The organism is Halopseudomonas sp. (assembly GCF_047631575.1).
Classification (GTDB): Bacteria; Pseudomonadota; Gammaproteobacteria; order Pseudomonadales; family Pseudomonadaceae; genus Halopseudomonas.
In genome coordinates, this window is record NZ_JBLIAB010000009.1 from 17422 (window position 1) to 31606 (window position 14185).

A 14185-nucleotide genomic window follows, 5' to 3' on the forward strand; every position below is an offset into this window, starting at 1 on the left:
GAGAATATTTTGTCTCGTGTAACCCCCATTAATCTGTACCGTAATATTGGTATCGTCGCGCACGTTGATGCGGGCAAAACTACTACGACGGAACGGATTCTTTTTTACACCGGCGTCAACCACAAGATGGGCGAGGTGCACGATGGTGCAGCGACCATGGACTGGATGGCGCAGGAGCAGGAGCGTGGTATTACTATCACGTCTGCTGCTACAACGGCGTTCTGGGAAGGTTCAGAGAAGCAGTACAGTCGTCACCGAGTCAATATTATCGACACGCCGGGCCACGTCGACTTCACCATCGAAGTAGAGCGCTCTTTGCGTGTGCTTGATGGTGCTGTCGTCGTATTTTGTGGCACGTCGGGCGTAGAGCCGCAGTCGGAAACAGTATGGCGTCAGGCCAATAAGTATGGTGTGCCACGTATTGTTTATGTCAACAAGATGGATCGTCAGGGTGCGGACTTCCTCCGGGTAGTCGAACAGATTAAGAAACGCCTGGGTCATACACCGGTCGTCATTCAGTTGGCTATTGGTGCTGAAGAGAACTTCGAAGGGCAAATCGATCTGTTGCGTATGAAGGCCATGTACTGGAGTGACGACGACAGCGGTCTGGCTGCCCGTGAGGAAGACATTCCTGCCGACATGCTCGACATGGCCAAGAAGTATCGGGAGCAGATGGTCGAGGCGGCTGCTGAGGCTAATGAAGATTTCACGAATAAATATCTGGATGGCGTGGAGCTGACGAACGATGAAATCAAGGCGGGTCTGCGTCAGCGTACCCTGGCTTGCGAAATTGTTCCGGCAGTCTGTGGCAGTTCGTTCAAGAACAAAGGCGTTCCTTTGGTTCTTGATGCGGTAATTGATTATCTTCCTGCGCCTGATCAGGTTGTTGCTATCAAAGGTGTGCATCCTGACGACGAAGAAAAAGTCGATGAGCGTCATGCTGATGATTCCGAGCCTTTCTCTGCTTTGGCGTTTAAGATTGCGACTGACCCATTCGTTGGAACCTTGACCTTTGTTAGGGTTTACTCGGGCGTACTACAGTCCGGCGATTCGGTATTAAATTCGGTCAAGGGCAAGAAGGAGCGAGTCGGGCGCATGGTGCAGATGCATGCCAATGCCAGGGAAGAGATCAAGGAAGTTCTCGCCGGCGATATAGCTGCCTTGATCGGCATGAAGGATGTGACCACGGGCGATACGTTGTGCTCGCATGAGAAGCCGATCATTCTTGAGCGCATGGAATTTCCAGAGCCGGTGATCTCGGTAGCTGTCGAGCCAAGAACCAAGGCTGATCAGGAAAAGATGGGTGTTGCCCTGGGCAAGCTAGCTCAGGAAGATCCTTCCTTCCGTGTTCGTACCGATGAAGAGTCGGGCCAAACCATTATTTCCGGCATGGGCGAGTTGCATCTGGACATTCTGGTTGATCGCATGAAGCGCGAATTTGGTGTTGAAGCCAACATAGGTAAGCCGCAGGTGGCTTACCGTGAAGCGATTCGTAATAAGTGCGAAATCGAAGGTAAGTTTGTGCGTCAGTCAGGTGGTCGAGGCCAATATGGGCACGTGTGGATTCGCTTTGAGCCGTCTGACGAGGCCGGTGATCATCTGATTTTTGTTAATGAAACAGTCGGTGGCTCCGTGCCGAGGGAATACGTTCCTGCCGTGCAGAAAGGCATCGACGAGCAGATGAAAAACGGTATTCTTGCCGGCTATCCGCTGCTCAACTTGAAGGCAACCCTGTTCGACGGTTCCTTCCACGACGTCGATTCGAATGAAATGGCATTCAAGATCGCTGCTTCTATGGCCACTAAGCATTTGGCCCAAAAAGGTGGCGCTGTTTTGCTTGAACCGATGATGAAAGTAGAAGTGGTCACTCCGGAAGATTATATGGGTGACATCATGGGCGACTTGAACCGTCGTCGCGGTATTGTACAAGGTATGGAAGATTCCGTTTCCGGTAAAGTGATCCGCGCTGAGGTTCCGCTTGGCGAGATGTTCGGTTACGCCACGGATGTGCGCTCCATGTCCCAAGGGCGTGCGAGCTATTCCATGGAATTTTCGAAGTACTCCGAGGCGCCAAAGAACATTGCCGAAGCAATTATCAAGAAGCAAGGCTAACTGAACTCAAGCTAATTAAAGAGGCTATTTACCGTGGCTAAAGAGAAATTTGAACGTAAAAAACCGCACCTTAACGTGGGCACCATCGGTCACGTCGACCATGGCAAGACCACTCTGACAGCGGCTCTGACCAAAGTCTGTGCTGAAACCTACGGCGGACAAGCCCGTGGTTTTGACCAGATTGACAACGCGCCGGAAGAAAAGGCACGTGGTATCACCATCAACACCTCGCACGTAGAGTACGATTCTCCGACTCGTCACTACGCGCACGTTGATTGCCCCGGCCACGCTGACTATGTGAAAAACATGATCACCGGTGCTGCGCAGATGGACGGTGCTATCCTGGTTTGCTCTGCAGCTGACGGCCCTATGCCTCAGACTCGCGAGCACATCCTGTTGTCACGTCAGGTTGGTGTTCCTTACATCGTCGTGTTCCTGAATAAGGCTGACATGGTTGATGATGATGAATTGCTTGAGCTGGTCGAGATGGAAGTACGTGAGCTTCTTAGCGCATACGACTTCCCTGGCGACGATACTCCAATCATCATCGGCTCCGCGTTGATGGCCCTTAAGGGTCTGGACGATAACGAGATGGGTGTGACTGCTGTCAAGAAGCTAGTCGAGGTTCTGGATTCCTATATTCCTGAGCCCGAGCGCGCCATCGACAAGCCGTTCCTGATGCCAATCGAAGACGTATTCTCCATTTCCGGTCGCGGTACTGTAGTGACGGGTCGTGTAGAGCGCGGTGTCGTTCGCATCCAGGAAGAAGTTGAGATTGTTGGCATCAAGGACACCGTCAAGACTACTTGTACTGGTGTTGAGATGTTCCGCAAGCTGCTCGACGAAGGCCGTGCTGGTGAGAACGTTGGTGTACTGCTGCGCGGTACCAAGCGTGAAGATGTAGAGCGTGGTCAGGTCCTCGCCAAGCCGGGCACTATCAAGCCGCACACCCAGTTTGAAGCTGAAGTGTACGTGCTGGGCAAGGATGAAGGCGGTCGCCATACTCCGTTCTTCAAGGGTTATCGCCCCCAGTTCTATTTCCGTACTACAGACGTGACCGGTTCGTGCGAACTGCCGGAAGGCGTTGAGATGGTCATGCCTGGCGATAACGTCAAGCTGGTCGTTACTTTGATCGCTCCGATCGCCATGGAAGATGGTCTGCGCTTCGCGATTCGCGAAGGCGGCCGTACCGTTGGTGCCGGCGTGGTTGCCAAGATTATCGCCTGATAGTCTGACGCCATTCGCAAAAGCCTCCGTTTGACGGGGGCTTTTGTATTTTGGTTGACACTGGGTAGGCGCGTCAGTAGAATTGCGCCTCCCTTGGATGGGCCTACCCGATGTTTCGGGTAGCTCTGAAGAATTGAAGCTTGGAGTTTCTGGTCAAATGCAGAACCAACAGATTCGTATTCGGTTAAAGGCTTTTGACCACCGCCTGATAGATCAGTCAACCCAGGAAATCGTGGATACCGCGAAACGTACTGGGGCTCAGGTCCGTGGTCCAATTCCTTTGCCGACACGCAAAGAGCGTTTTACAGTGCTGGTTTCACCGCACGTCAATAAAGATGCCCGCGATCAGTACGAGATCCGCACCCATAAAAGGGTTCTGGATATCGTTCAGCCTACCGACAAAACTGTCGATGCGCTGATGAAGCTGGACCTGGCAGCTGGCGTTGAGGTTCAGATCAGCCTCGGCTGATAGTCCCATACGACGGGGGCTATAAGTCGTGTAACGCCCTGCAATGGGCGGCCATAGCGGGTAATAGCCCCGTGCACTCATGAGGTTTATAAGATGACTATTGGTTTAGTCGGCCGGAAATGCGGGATGACCCGTGTTTTCACTGAAGATGGTGTATCCATACCGGTTACGGTTGTAGAAGTTGAGCCTAACCGCGTCACCCAGGTTAAATCCCTTGATACTGATGGCTACCAAGCCGTTCAGATCACCGTAGGCGAGCGCCGCGTTAGTCGCGTCAGCAAGCCCATGGCCGGGCACTTTGCCAAAGCCAACACCGCGGCTGGCCGTCGCGTCCGTGAATTTCGCTTTGAAGAAGGCGAATTCGCTGCTGGCTCTGAAATTACTGTTAGCATTTTCGAAGCGGGCCAGTTCGTTGATGTGACCGGTCAGTCCAAAGGTAAGGGCTTCGCCGGTACTATCAAGCGCTGGAACTTCCGTGGGCAGGATGCTACTCACGGTAACTCCGTATCTCACCGCGTTCCTGGCTCTATCGGCCAGTGCCAGACCCCGGGTCGGGTATTCAAGGGTAAGAAGATGGCTGGTCACATGGGTGCTGAACAAGTGACCGTGCAGACTCTTGAAATTGTCCGCGTTGACGCCGAGCGTAATCTGCTGCTGATCAGGGGTGCTGTTCCTGGTGCGCCAGGTAGCGACGTCATTGTCCGCCCGGCTGTCAAGGCTAAGGGTTAAGGGGGAGTTACCATGAATCTGAATGTAGCTGGTGCAAATGCGATCGAAGTATCCGATCTGACTTTTGCCACCGAGTTTAACGAGACCCTGGTGCACCAAGCCGTTGTTGCCTATATGGCTGGTGGACGTCAGGGTACCAAGCAGCAGAAGAACCGTTCTGATGTATCCGGTGGCGGCAAGAAGCCATGGCGTCAGAAAGGTACAGGTCGTGCCCGTGCGGGCACTATCCGCAGCCCTATATGGCGCGGGGGTGGTACTACTTTTGCTGCACGTCCGCAGAACCATGAGCAGAAGCTGAACAGGAAGATGTACCGTGGCGCGCTGCGCTCGATCCTGTCCGAGCTGATTCGCCTAGATCGCCTGGTAGTGGTTGAAGACTTCGCAATGGAAGCTCCCAAGACCAAGGCTCTGGTAGAAAGGCTCAAGGAAATGAACCTGGACAACGTGTTGATCGTCACCGACAACCTGGACTCAAATCTGTATCTCGCTGCGCGCAATCTGCCGCACGTCGATGTACGGGATGTTCAGGGTTCGGATCCGGTCAGCCTGATCGCTTACGACAAGGTGCTGATTACCGTACCTGCTGTTAAGAAGTTCGAGGAGATGCTGGGATGAACCAAGAGCGCATTTTCAAAGTACTGCTTGGCCCACATGTGTCCGAGAAGGCTACCGTGCTGGCTGACAGCAAGAACCAGTTTGTGTTCAAGGTGGAAACCACTGCGACCAAGCTGGAGATCAAGAAAGCTGTTGAGCAGCTGTTCAACGTCAAGGTTAAGACTGTTGCGACCTTGAATGTCAAAGGCAAGACCAAGCGAACCGTTCGCGGCCTCGGCAAACGTAATGATTGGAAGAAGGCGTATGTCAGTCTTCAGCCTGGTCAGGACATCGATTTTGCCAGCGCTGAATAAGTAAAGGGGCACATCATGGCACTTGTAAAATGTAAACCTACGTCCCCTGGCCGCCGCTTCGTTGTCAAGGTCGTAAACTCTGATCTGCACAAGGGCGCACCTTTTGCTGCCCTTGTTGAGAAGCAAAGCAAGTCTGGTGGACGTAACAATAATGGTCGTATTACCACGCGTCATCGCGGGGGCGGCCACAAGCAGCATTATCGGCTGGTCGATTTTCGACGTAACAAGGATGGCATTCCAGCCACCGTTGAGCGTATCGAATACGATCCGAACCGTACTGCGCACATTGCTCTGCTGAAATATGCTGACGGCGAGCGTCGCTACATCATTGCACCAAAAGGTGTGAGTGCTGGTGATCAAGTCGTATCCGGTGCTGAAGCGCCGATCAAGCCGGGTAACTCCCTGCCTTTGCGTAATATCCCTGTTGGTAGCACGATCCACGCGATCGAGCTTAAGCCAGGTAAAGGCGCACAGGTTGCACGCAGTGCTGGCGCGTCATCGCAGCTTGTTGCTCGTGATGGTGCTTATGTGACAGTTCGCCTGCGTTCCGGTGAAATGCGCAGAGTACTTGGTGAATGCCGTGCCACCTTGGGCGAAGTGTCCAATGGGGAGCATAGCTTGCGTTCACTTGGTAAGGCCGGTGCTAATCGCTGGCGTGGTATTCGACCAACTGTTCGTGGTGTTGCCATGAACCCGGTCGATCACCCGCATGGTGGTGGTGAAGGTCGTACATCAGGTGGTCGCCATCCGGTATCACCTTGGGGGTTCCCGACCAAGGGTGCCAAGACTCGGTCAAACAAGCGCACTGACAAGATGATTGTCCGTCGCCGCAGCAAGTAAGGAGATACGACTGTGCCGCGTTCTCTAAAGAAAGGTCCTTTTATCGATCTTCATCTGTTGAAGAAGGTTGAAGTGGCAGTTGAAAAGAATGATCGCAAGCCAATCAAGACCTGGTCGCGTCGTTCTATGGTTCTGCCACAGATGGTTGGTCTAACCATCGCTGTTCATAACGGTCGTCAGCATGTTCCGGTGATAGTTTCCGAAGACATGGTCGGCCACAAGTTAGGCGAATTTTCTGCAACGCGTACCTATCGTGGTCACGTGGCAGACAAGAAAGCCAAGCGCTAAGGGGTTAGAGAGATGGAAGTAGCCGCTACTCATAAAGGCGCTCGACTTTCTGCCCAGAAAGCGCGCCTGGTCGCCGACCAGATCCGCGGGAAGAAAGTGGATGAGGCTTTGAACCTGCTGAAGTTCAGCAACAAGAAGGCCGCTGAAGTCATCAAGAAAATTCTAGAGTCGGCAATTGCCAACGCTGAACACAATGATGGCGCAGACGTGGATGACCTCAAAGTCTCCACCGTGTTTGTCAACGAGGGTCGCTCATTGAAGCGCATCATGCCACGTGCCAAAGGCCGGGCTGATCGCATCGTTAAGCGGTCTTGTCATATCACGGTCAAGGTTGCTGACAAGTAGGAGTCGATCAAATGGGTCAGAAAGTACATCCGATTGGCATGCGCCTCGGTATAGTTAAACAGCACACCTCGGTGTGGTACGCAGAAGGTCGCACTTACGCGGACTATCTGTTCACGGATCTGAAAGTGCGCGAGTACATTCAGACTAAATTGAAAGCCGCTTCGGTCAGCCGTATTGAAATTCAGCGTCCGGCACAAACCGCCAAGATCACCATTCATACTGCCCGTCCGGGTATTGTGATTGGTAAGAAGGGCGAGGATGTCGAGAAGCTGCGTCAGGAATTGACCAAGCAAATGGGCGTGCCCGTGCATATCAACATCGAAGAGATCCGCAAGCCGGAACTTGACGGTGCACTGGTTGCACAAAGCGTTGCTCAGCAGCTGGAGCGTCGTGTGATGTTCCGCCGTGCCATGAAGCGTGCAGTACAGAACGCTATGCGCATCGGTGCCAAGGGTATCAAGATCCAGGTTAGTGGACGTCTCGGCGGTGCTGAGATTGCCCGAACTGAATGGTACCGTGAAGGCCGCGTGCCGTTGCACACACTGCGCGCCGACATCGACTACGCGACGGCTGAAGCCCACACCACTTATGGTGTGATTGGCGTCAAGGTTTGGATTTTCAAAGGCGAGATCATTGGTGGTCAGCCCGAAGAAACCAAAGCTGCCGCTCCCAAGAAAAAAGCTGCTAAGTAAGGGGTACGCACATGTTACAACCCAAGCGTACGAAGTTCCGCAAGCAAATGACCGGCCACAATCGTGGCTTGGCTCTTCGCGGTAGTAAGGTGAGCTTTGGCGAATACGCCTTGAAAGCTGTTGGCCGGGGTCGTTTGACCGCACGCCAGATTGAGGCCGCTCGTCGTGCCTTGACCCGTCATGTAAAACGTGGCGGTAAAATCTGGATCCGCGTGTTCCCGGACAAGCCTATCTCCAAGAAGCCTTTGGAAGTTCGGATGGGTAAAGGTAAGGGTAATGTCGAGTACTGGGTTGCCCAGATCAAGCCTGGCAAAATCCTGTATGAGATTGAAGGTGTTTCCGAAGAGATGGCACGCGAGGCCTTTGCCTTGGCTGCTGCCAAGCTGCCTCTCGCTACCACCTTTGTAAAGCGGACGGTGATGTGATGAACGCAACTGAACTTCGTGAAAAATCTGCCGAGCAGCTCAATGAGCAGTTGCTCACCCTGCTGCGTGATCAGTTTAATCTGCGCATGCAGAAGGCAACCGGTCAGCTCGGTCAGAGCCACCTGCTGAAGCAGGCAAAGCGTGATATCGCTCGCGTCAAGACCGTGCTTAACCAGAAAGGTGGTAAGTGATCATGGCTGAGACCAAGACTACAAGTAGTGTTACTGGCCGTGTGGTCAGCAACAAGATGGAAAAAACCATCACTGTGCTCATTGAGCGCCAGGTAAAGCATCCGCTGTACGGTAAGTACATGCGCCGTTCTACCAAGCTTCATGTGCATGATGAGAATAACGAATGCCGCATCGGCGATCTGGTCACCATTCGGGAAACCCGCCCCTTGGCTAAAACCAAGAGCTGGACCCTGGTGCAAATCGACGAGCGCGCGGCGCAAGTTTAAAGCCCCGCGCGTTTTAGCGGATTTTTTAAGGGTCGGAGAAAGTTATGATTCAGACTCAATCCATGCTGGAAGTGGCAGACAACAGTGGTGCACGTCGCGTTATGTGTATCAAGGTTCTGGGCGGTTCTCACCGCCGCTACGCTGGCATTGGCGATATCATTAAAGTAACCGTGAAGGAAGCAATTCCCCGCGGCAAGGTAAAGAAAGGCCAGGTGCTTAACGCGGTCATCGTGCGTACCCGTCACGGCGTTCGCCGTACGGATGGCTCGTTAATCCGTTTTGATGGCAACGCTGCCGTTCTGCTCAATAATAAAAATGAGCCGATCGGTACCCGCATCTTTGGGCCAGTGACGCGTGAACTGCGTAATGAGCAGTTCATGAAGATCGTATCCCTCGCGCCCGAAGTGCTGTAAGGAGCCCGGTCATGCAAAAGATCAAACGTGAAGACGACGTAATCGTCATCGCCGGTAAGGATAAAGGTAAGCGTGGTAAGGTCCTAAAGGTCCTTACTGATTCGCGCCTGCTGATTTCCGGCGTCAACATTATCAAGCGGCACACTAAGCCTAATCCAATGGCTGGTTCGCAAGGCGGTATTGTTGAAAAGGAGGCGCCAATCCACGTCTCCAACGTGGCTATCTTCAACCCTGCGACAAGCAAGGCCGACCGTGTCGGCTTCAAAGTCGAAGACGGTAAGAAGGTTCGTATTTTCAAGTCGACCCAAAAAACCGTCGACGCTTGAGAATCTAGGTGCTTACCATGGCAAGATTGAAAGAAGTATATCGGACGACTCTCGTTCCACAGATCCAGGAAGAACTTGGCCTGAAGAACGTGATGGAAGTGCCGAAGCTCACCAAAATTACCCTTAACATGGGTCTTGGTGAAGCTGTTGGCGACAAGAAAATCATCGAGAACGCGATGGCTGATCTCGAGAAGATTACAGGCCGTAAAGGCATTGTGACCTACGCTCGTAAGTCGATCGCCGGTTTCAAGATTCGTGACGGCTGGCCCATTGGTATCAAGGTTACCTTGCGCCGTGAGCAGATGTACGAATTCCTGGATCGGTTGCTGTCGATTTCTCTTCCGCGCGTGCGTGACTTCCGTGGCCTGAACGCGAAATCGTTCGACGGTCGCGGCAACTACAGCATGGGCGTCAAGGAACAGATCATCTTTCCGGAGATCGATTACGACAAGATCGATGTTCTGCGTGGTCTGGACATTACCTTGACAACAACTGCCCGGACGGATGACGAAGGTCGCGCGCTATTGCGTGCGTTCAAGTTCCCGTTCCGTAACTAGGAGTTAGGTAATGGCTAAAGTCAGCATGAAAAACCGTGAGCTCAAGCGTTCGCGCACGGTTGCCAAGTACGCCAAAAAGCGTGCTGAAATCAAGGCTGTCATCGGTAATATCAACGCGTCTGTAGAAGACCGCTGGAATGCCCAGGTGGCCCTGCAAAAACTGCCGCGCGATGCCAGCCCGGTTCGTCAGCGTAACCGCTGCCGCATCACTGGTCGTCCGCACGGTGTATATCGCAAGTTTGGCCTGAGCCGTATCAAGTTGCGTGAAGCAGCTATGCGCGGTGACGTCCCCGGTCTGGTCAAGGCCAGCTGGTAAACCAGACCTTAATTACTCAGTTTCAGGAGCACAAAGCCCATGAGTATGCAGGACCCGTTAGCAGATATGCTGACCCGCATCCGTAATGCCCAGATGGCTGAAAAGTCCAGTGTAAGCATGCCTGCGGCAAAGCTGAAGGTGGCTGTCGCCAAAGTATTGACAGAAGAAGGCTATGTAGCCGGTTACGACGTACAAGGCGATACCAAGCCTGTACTGTCCATCGAGCTCAAGTACTTCGAAGGCAGGCCAGTTATTGAAGTTATCAAGCGCGTTAGCCGTCCCGGTTTGCGCCAGTACAAGTCCGTTGACCAGATTCCGAAGGTCAAGGGTGGATTGGGCGTATCGATAGTCTCCACCAATAAAGGTGTTATGACAGATCGTGCTGCTCGCGCTGCCGGTATCGGCGGTGAAGTGCTCTGTACCGTATTCTGATAGGGGGTTACGATGTCTCGCGTCGCTAAGGACCCTGTCAAATTGCCACAGGGTGTAGAAGTAGAACTGAACGGTCAGGATATTTCAGTCAAAGGAGCCAAAGGCTCCATTGCATTGAACCTGCATTCGACAGTCGAAGTTGTCCAGCATGACGGTATGTTGCATTTTGCCGCTCGTGAAGGCAGCGTTAACATGGCTATGGCCGGTACAACGCGTGCGTTGGTACAGAACATGGTTACCGGTGTCACTGACGGTTTTGAGCGTAAGCTTCAGCTGGTAGGTGTTGGTTACAAGGCGCAGTCCAAGGGGCAGGTTCTGTCTCTGGCGCTGGGTTTTTCCCATCCTATCGAGTATCAGCTGCCTGAGGGCGTTTCTGCTGAAACCCCAAGCCAGACTGACATCATCATTAAAGGTATCGACAAGCAACTGGTCGGCCAGGTAGCCGCGGAAATTCGTGATTTCCGTCGTCCCGAGCCCTATAAGGGCAAGGGTGTTCGCTACGCCGATGAGATCGTGCGTCGTAAAGAAGCCAAGAAGAAGTAGGGCATAGCAAATGAGCGATAAAAAAGTTATTCGTCTCCGTCGCGCTCGCCGTACGCGTCTCAAGCAGCGCGAGCTGGAAGCCGTACGTCTGTGCGTGTACCGTTCTTCGCAGCACATGTACGCACAAGTGATCTCGGCTGATGGCGCCAAGGTTTTGGCTAGCGCTTCCACACTGGATTCTGATCTACGCAGTGGTAGTACTGGCAACATCGAAGCCGCCAAGAAAGTCGGTCTGCTGGTTGCTGAACGCGCCAAGGCCGCCGGTATAACTCAGGTCTCCTTCGACCGTTCCGGCTTCAAGTATCATGGCCGCGTGAAAGCGCTTGCCGACGCCGCTCGTGAAGGCGGGCTGGAATTCTAAGGGTAGAGCTATGGCTAATTTCGAGCAAAAGCGCGACGAAGGTTACATTGAGAAGCTGGTTCAGGTAAACCGCGTTGCCAAGGTAGTAAAAGGCGGCCGTATCTTCGCTTTCACCGCATTGACGGTGGTTGGCGACGGTAATGGTCGTGTGGGTTTCGGTCGTGGTAAGGCACGTGAAGTGCCTGCTGCCATCCAGAAAGCCATGGAAGCTGCACGTCGTAACATGATCCAGGTAGACCTTAACGGTTCTACTTTGCAGTATCCGGTGAAAGCTGCACATGGCGCCTCCAAGGTGTACATGCAGCCTGCTTCCGAAGGTACCGGCGTCATCGCTGGTGGCGCAATGCGTGCCGTCCTGGAAGCTGCCGGTGTGCATAACGTACTGGCCAAGTGTTACGGTTCCACCAATCCGGTCAACGTCGTACAGGCCACCTACAAGGGCTTGAAGTCTATGCAATCGCCTGAGTCGGTAGCGGCCAAGCGTGGCAAGACCGTCGAAGACATCGTGGGGTAAGCTGACATGGCTAATGCAACAATTAAAGTGACCCTGTTCAAAAGTGTTGTTGGTCGTTTGCCGAATCATAAGCTCTGCGTCAAGGGTTTGGGTTTGCGTCGAATCAACCACACTGTCGAGGTCGAAGATACTCCGGCCGTTCGTGGGATGATCAATAAGGTCTCCTACATGGTTCGGGTAGAGGGTTAAGACATGAAATTGAATGATCTGCGTTCCGCGCCGGGTGCACGCCGTAACAAGCTACGTGTCGGTCGCGGTATTGGTAGTGGTCTGGGCAAGACAGCCGGCCGTGGTCACAAGGGTTTGAGCTCTCGTTCCGGTGGCACCGTTGCCCCCGGTTTTGAGGGTGGTCAGCAGCCTTTGCACCGTCGTTTGCCGAAGTTCGGCTTCACTTCCAAGATTGCCATGGTTACCGCCGAGATCCGTACCAGCGAGTTGAATAAGCTGGACGCCGACGTGATTGATCTTCAGGCGCTCAAGGATGCCAATATTATTGGGAATAAGTTTGTACGTGCCAAGATCGTCCTCTCCGGTGATGTGACCAAAGCGGTCAACGTCAAAGGGCTGATGGCCACCAAAGGTGCGCGTGCAGCAATCGAAGCAGCTGGCGGCAAGTTCGAGGAATAAATGGCTAAGCAAGGCGCTCTCTCAGGAATCAAACAAGGCGGCCTGTCCGAACTGTGGACGCGACTGCGTTTTCTGTTCATGGCGATCATTGTCTACCGTATCGGGGCTCATATCCCAGTACCTGGCATTGACCCTGATCGTCTGGCCGAGCTGTTCAGACAGAATGAGGGAACCGTTCTTAGCCTGTTCAACATGTTCTCGGGTGGAGCACTGGAGCGGATGAGTATCTTCGCTTTAGGCATCATGCCGTACATATCTGCATCGATTATCATGCAGCTTATGACGGCGGTTAACCCTTCTCTCGAGCAGTTGAAAAAGGAAGGCGAGTCTGGTCGACGTAAGATTGCCCAATACACGCGGTATCTGACGCTGGTTCTTGCGTTGGTGCAGGCGGTGGGCATGTCGGTTGGTTTGTCTAGCCAGGGCGTTGCTTTTGAAGCGGGGTTTAGCTTCTATTTCATAGCAGTAACGACCTTTGTTGCGGGAGCCATGTTCATGATGTGGCTGGGCGAACAGATCACTGAGCGTGGTATTGGTAACGGTATATCAATGCTGATTTTTGCTGGTATCGTCGCCGGGCTGCCCAGTGCCATAGGGCAGTCTTTTGAAGCTGCACGCCAAGGTGATATCAATATTTTCGCCTTGATTGCGATTGCTTTATTAGCTATCGGTCTAGTGGCTTTTGTGGTCTTTGTTGAGCGTGGGCAACGGCGTATTACCGTCAACTATGCTAAGCGCCAGCAGGGCCGTAAAGTGTTTGCTGCGCAGACAAGTCACCTGCCCTTGAAAGTGAATATGGCGGGTGTCATACCGGCTATTTTTGCCAGTAGCATCCTGTTGTTCCCCGCATCATTGGGTACCTGGTTTGGTCAGGGCGAAGGCATGGGTTGGCTGCAAAGCATCTCCCAGTCCCTTGCTCCGGGTCAGCCACTTAACATCATACTGTTTACCGCAGGTATAGTTTTCTTCTGCTTCTTTTACACAGCGTTGATGTTCAACCCCAAAGATGTGGCAGAGAATCTCAAGAAGTCAGGGGCGTTTATTCCTGGCATTCGACCTGGCGAGCAGTCGGCGCGCTATATTGATGGTGTGCTGACCCGACTCACCATGTTTGGTGCCATGTATATGGCAGCAGTGTGCTTGTTGCCCCAGTTCCTGGTGGTATCGGCCAATGTGCCCTTCTATCTGGGTGGGACTTCGCTGTTGATCGTAGTAGTGGTTGTTATGGACTTCATGTCCCAAGTACAATCGCACCTCGTTTCTCAGCAGTACGAGTCTCTTATGAAGAAATCCAACCTGAAAGGCTATGGTGGCAGCGGTATGCTGCGCTGAGATGCCAGGTTCTAGGAGTCAGTTATGAAAGTTGCAGCATCAGTAAAGAAGCTTTGCCGTAACTGCAAGTTGGTACGTCGCAATGGTAGCGTTCGTGTCATCTGCAGTGCTGAGCCCCGTCACAAGCAACGCCAGGGTTAATATTCCCTATAGTTGATTGTCGACTACGTCTCAGGATAACCGCCACTCGACCAGATAAATGGTCGGGTGGTTGATTTTTATATTTGTTAGCGCTACCCTACTGCACCCTTTTTCACACAACCTGTGAACTT

At 53.0% G+C, this 14185-nt stretch carries 25 protein-coding genes; all 25 read left to right on the forward strand.

Features of this window, described 5'->3' with window-relative positions:
• The first annotated feature begins 9 nt into the window (after positions 1-9).
• On the forward strand, positions 10-2112 hold the full coding sequence (fusA, locus tag ACJAXR_RS13680; RefSeq protein WP_415058831.1) for an elongation factor G: 2103 nt from the start codon (positions 10-12) through the stop codon (positions 2110-2112).
• A gap of 33 nt (positions 2113-2145) precedes the next feature.
• Complete coding sequence (gene tuf / locus ACJAXR_RS13685) at positions 2146-3339, forward strand: elongation factor Tu (RefSeq protein ID WP_415058821.1); 1194 nt, start codon at positions 2146-2148, stop codon at positions 3337-3339.
• A 157-nt stretch (positions 3340-3496) separates the two neighbouring features.
• Complete coding sequence (rpsJ, locus tag ACJAXR_RS13690) at positions 3497-3808, forward strand: 30S ribosomal protein S10 (protein WP_028614853.1); 312 nt, start codon at positions 3497-3499, stop codon at positions 3806-3808.
• Between the two features lie 93 nt (positions 3809-3901).
• Entirely contained in the window at positions 3902-4537 is a 636-nt protein-coding gene (gene rplC / locus ACJAXR_RS13695) for a 50S ribosomal protein L3 (RefSeq protein ID WP_415058832.1), read from the forward strand.
• 12 nt (positions 4538-4549) lie between these two features.
• Positions 4550-5152 (forward strand): 50S ribosomal protein L4, encoded by a 603-nt coding sequence (rplD, locus tag ACJAXR_RS13700; RefSeq protein WP_415058833.1) that lies wholly within the window; start codon positions 4550-4552, stop codon positions 5150-5152.
• Positions 5149-5445 (forward strand): 50S ribosomal protein L23, encoded by a 297-nt coding sequence (rplW, locus tag ACJAXR_RS13705; RefSeq protein WP_415058834.1) that lies wholly within the window; start codon positions 5149-5151, stop codon positions 5443-5445. Before rplD ends, rplW begins: the two co-directional genes overlap by 4 nt.
• A gap of 15 nt (positions 5446-5460) precedes the next feature.
• Positions 5461-6285 (forward strand): 50S ribosomal protein L2, encoded by an 825-nt coding sequence (gene rplB, locus ACJAXR_RS13710; protein WP_415058835.1) that lies wholly within the window; start codon positions 5461-5463, stop codon positions 6283-6285.
• A 12-nt stretch (positions 6286-6297) separates the two neighbouring features.
• A complete protein-coding gene (gene rpsS, locus ACJAXR_RS13715; RefSeq protein ID WP_415058836.1) occupies positions 6298-6573 on the forward strand; it encodes a 30S ribosomal protein S19 in 276 nt (91 codons plus the stop codon).
• Between the two features lie 12 nt (positions 6574-6585).
• Positions 6586-6918: a 50S ribosomal protein L22 gene (rplV, locus tag ACJAXR_RS13720; RefSeq protein ID WP_150279281.1), complete on the forward strand. Its 333-nt coding sequence runs from the start codon at positions 6586-6588 to the stop codon at positions 6916-6918.
• 11 nt (positions 6919-6929) lie between these two features.
• On the forward strand, positions 6930-7610 hold the full coding sequence (rpsC, locus tag ACJAXR_RS13725; protein ID WP_415058837.1) for a 30S ribosomal protein S3: 681 nt from the start codon (positions 6930-6932) through the stop codon (positions 7608-7610).
• A gap of 11 nt (positions 7611-7621) precedes the next feature.
• On the forward strand, positions 7622-8035 hold the full coding sequence (rplP, locus tag ACJAXR_RS13730; RefSeq protein ID WP_415058838.1) for a 50S ribosomal protein L16: 414 nt from the start codon (positions 7622-7624) through the stop codon (positions 8033-8035).
• Complete coding sequence (rpmC, locus tag ACJAXR_RS13735) at positions 8035-8226, forward strand: 50S ribosomal protein L29 (RefSeq protein WP_150279283.1); 192 nt, start codon at positions 8035-8037, stop codon at positions 8224-8226. Before rplP ends, rpmC begins: the two co-directional genes overlap by 1 nt.
• A gap of 2 nt (positions 8227-8228) precedes the next feature.
• A complete protein-coding gene (gene rpsQ, locus ACJAXR_RS13740; protein WP_415058839.1) occupies positions 8229-8492 on the forward strand; it encodes a 30S ribosomal protein S17 in 264 nt (87 codons plus the stop codon).
• 44 nt (positions 8493-8536) lie between these two features.
• A complete protein-coding gene (rplN, locus tag ACJAXR_RS13745; protein ID WP_096348042.1) occupies positions 8537-8905 on the forward strand; it encodes a 50S ribosomal protein L14 in 369 nt (122 codons plus the stop codon).
• 11 nt (positions 8906-8916) lie between these two features.
• Positions 8917-9231: a 50S ribosomal protein L24 gene (rplX, locus tag ACJAXR_RS13750; protein WP_415058840.1), complete on the forward strand. Its 315-nt coding sequence runs from the start codon at positions 8917-8919 to the stop codon at positions 9229-9231.
• Positions 9232-9248: 17 nt separating this feature from the next.
• Positions 9249-9788: a 50S ribosomal protein L5 gene (gene rplE / locus ACJAXR_RS13755; protein ID WP_373187689.1), complete on the forward strand. Its 540-nt coding sequence runs from the start codon at positions 9249-9251 to the stop codon at positions 9786-9788.
• Between the two features lie 10 nt (positions 9789-9798).
• Entirely contained in the window at positions 9799-10104 is a 306-nt protein-coding gene (rpsN, locus tag ACJAXR_RS13760) for a 30S ribosomal protein S14 (RefSeq protein ID WP_150279287.1), read from the forward strand.
• Between the two features lie 39 nt (positions 10105-10143).
• Positions 10144-10536: a 30S ribosomal protein S8 gene (gene rpsH, locus ACJAXR_RS13765; RefSeq protein ID WP_415058841.1), complete on the forward strand. Its 393-nt coding sequence runs from the start codon at positions 10144-10146 to the stop codon at positions 10534-10536.
• A 12-nt stretch (positions 10537-10548) separates the two neighbouring features.
• Positions 10549-11079 carry a 50S ribosomal protein L6 gene (gene rplF / locus ACJAXR_RS13770; protein ID WP_415058842.1) on the forward strand — a complete coding sequence of 177 codons (531 nt, stop codon included), beginning with the start codon at positions 10549-10551 and terminating at the stop codon, positions 11077-11079.
• Between the two features lie 10 nt (positions 11080-11089).
• The gene (gene rplR, locus ACJAXR_RS13775; RefSeq protein WP_415058843.1) at positions 11090-11440 is read left to right on the forward strand and encodes a 50S ribosomal protein L18; all 351 of its coding nucleotides are present in this window, start codon (positions 11090-11092) and stop codon (positions 11438-11440) included.
• 10 nt (positions 11441-11450) lie between these two features.
• A complete protein-coding gene (gene rpsE / locus ACJAXR_RS13780) occupies positions 11451-11954 on the forward strand; it encodes a 30S ribosomal protein S5 (protein ID WP_150279291.1) in 504 nt (167 codons plus the stop codon).
• A gap of 6 nt (positions 11955-11960) precedes the next feature.
• Entirely contained in the window at positions 11961-12143 is a 183-nt protein-coding gene (rpmD, locus tag ACJAXR_RS13785) for a 50S ribosomal protein L30 (RefSeq protein WP_150279292.1), read from the forward strand.
• Positions 12144-12146: 3 nt separating this feature from the next.
• The gene (gene rplO / locus ACJAXR_RS13790) at positions 12147-12581 is read left to right on the forward strand and encodes a 50S ribosomal protein L15 (RefSeq protein ID WP_415058844.1); all 435 of its coding nucleotides are present in this window, start codon (positions 12147-12149) and stop codon (positions 12579-12581) included.
• Entirely contained in the window at positions 12582-13913 is a 1332-nt protein-coding gene (gene secY, locus ACJAXR_RS13795) for a preprotein translocase subunit SecY (protein ID WP_415058845.1), read from the forward strand. It begins immediately after the preceding gene.
• Positions 13914-13937: 24 nt separating this feature from the next.
• Positions 13938-14054 carry a 50S ribosomal protein L36 gene (gene rpmJ / locus ACJAXR_RS13800; protein ID WP_084672050.1) on the forward strand — a complete coding sequence of 39 codons (117 nt, stop codon included), beginning with the start codon at positions 13938-13940 and terminating at the stop codon, positions 14052-14054.
• Positions 14055-14185 lie beyond the last annotated feature (131 nt).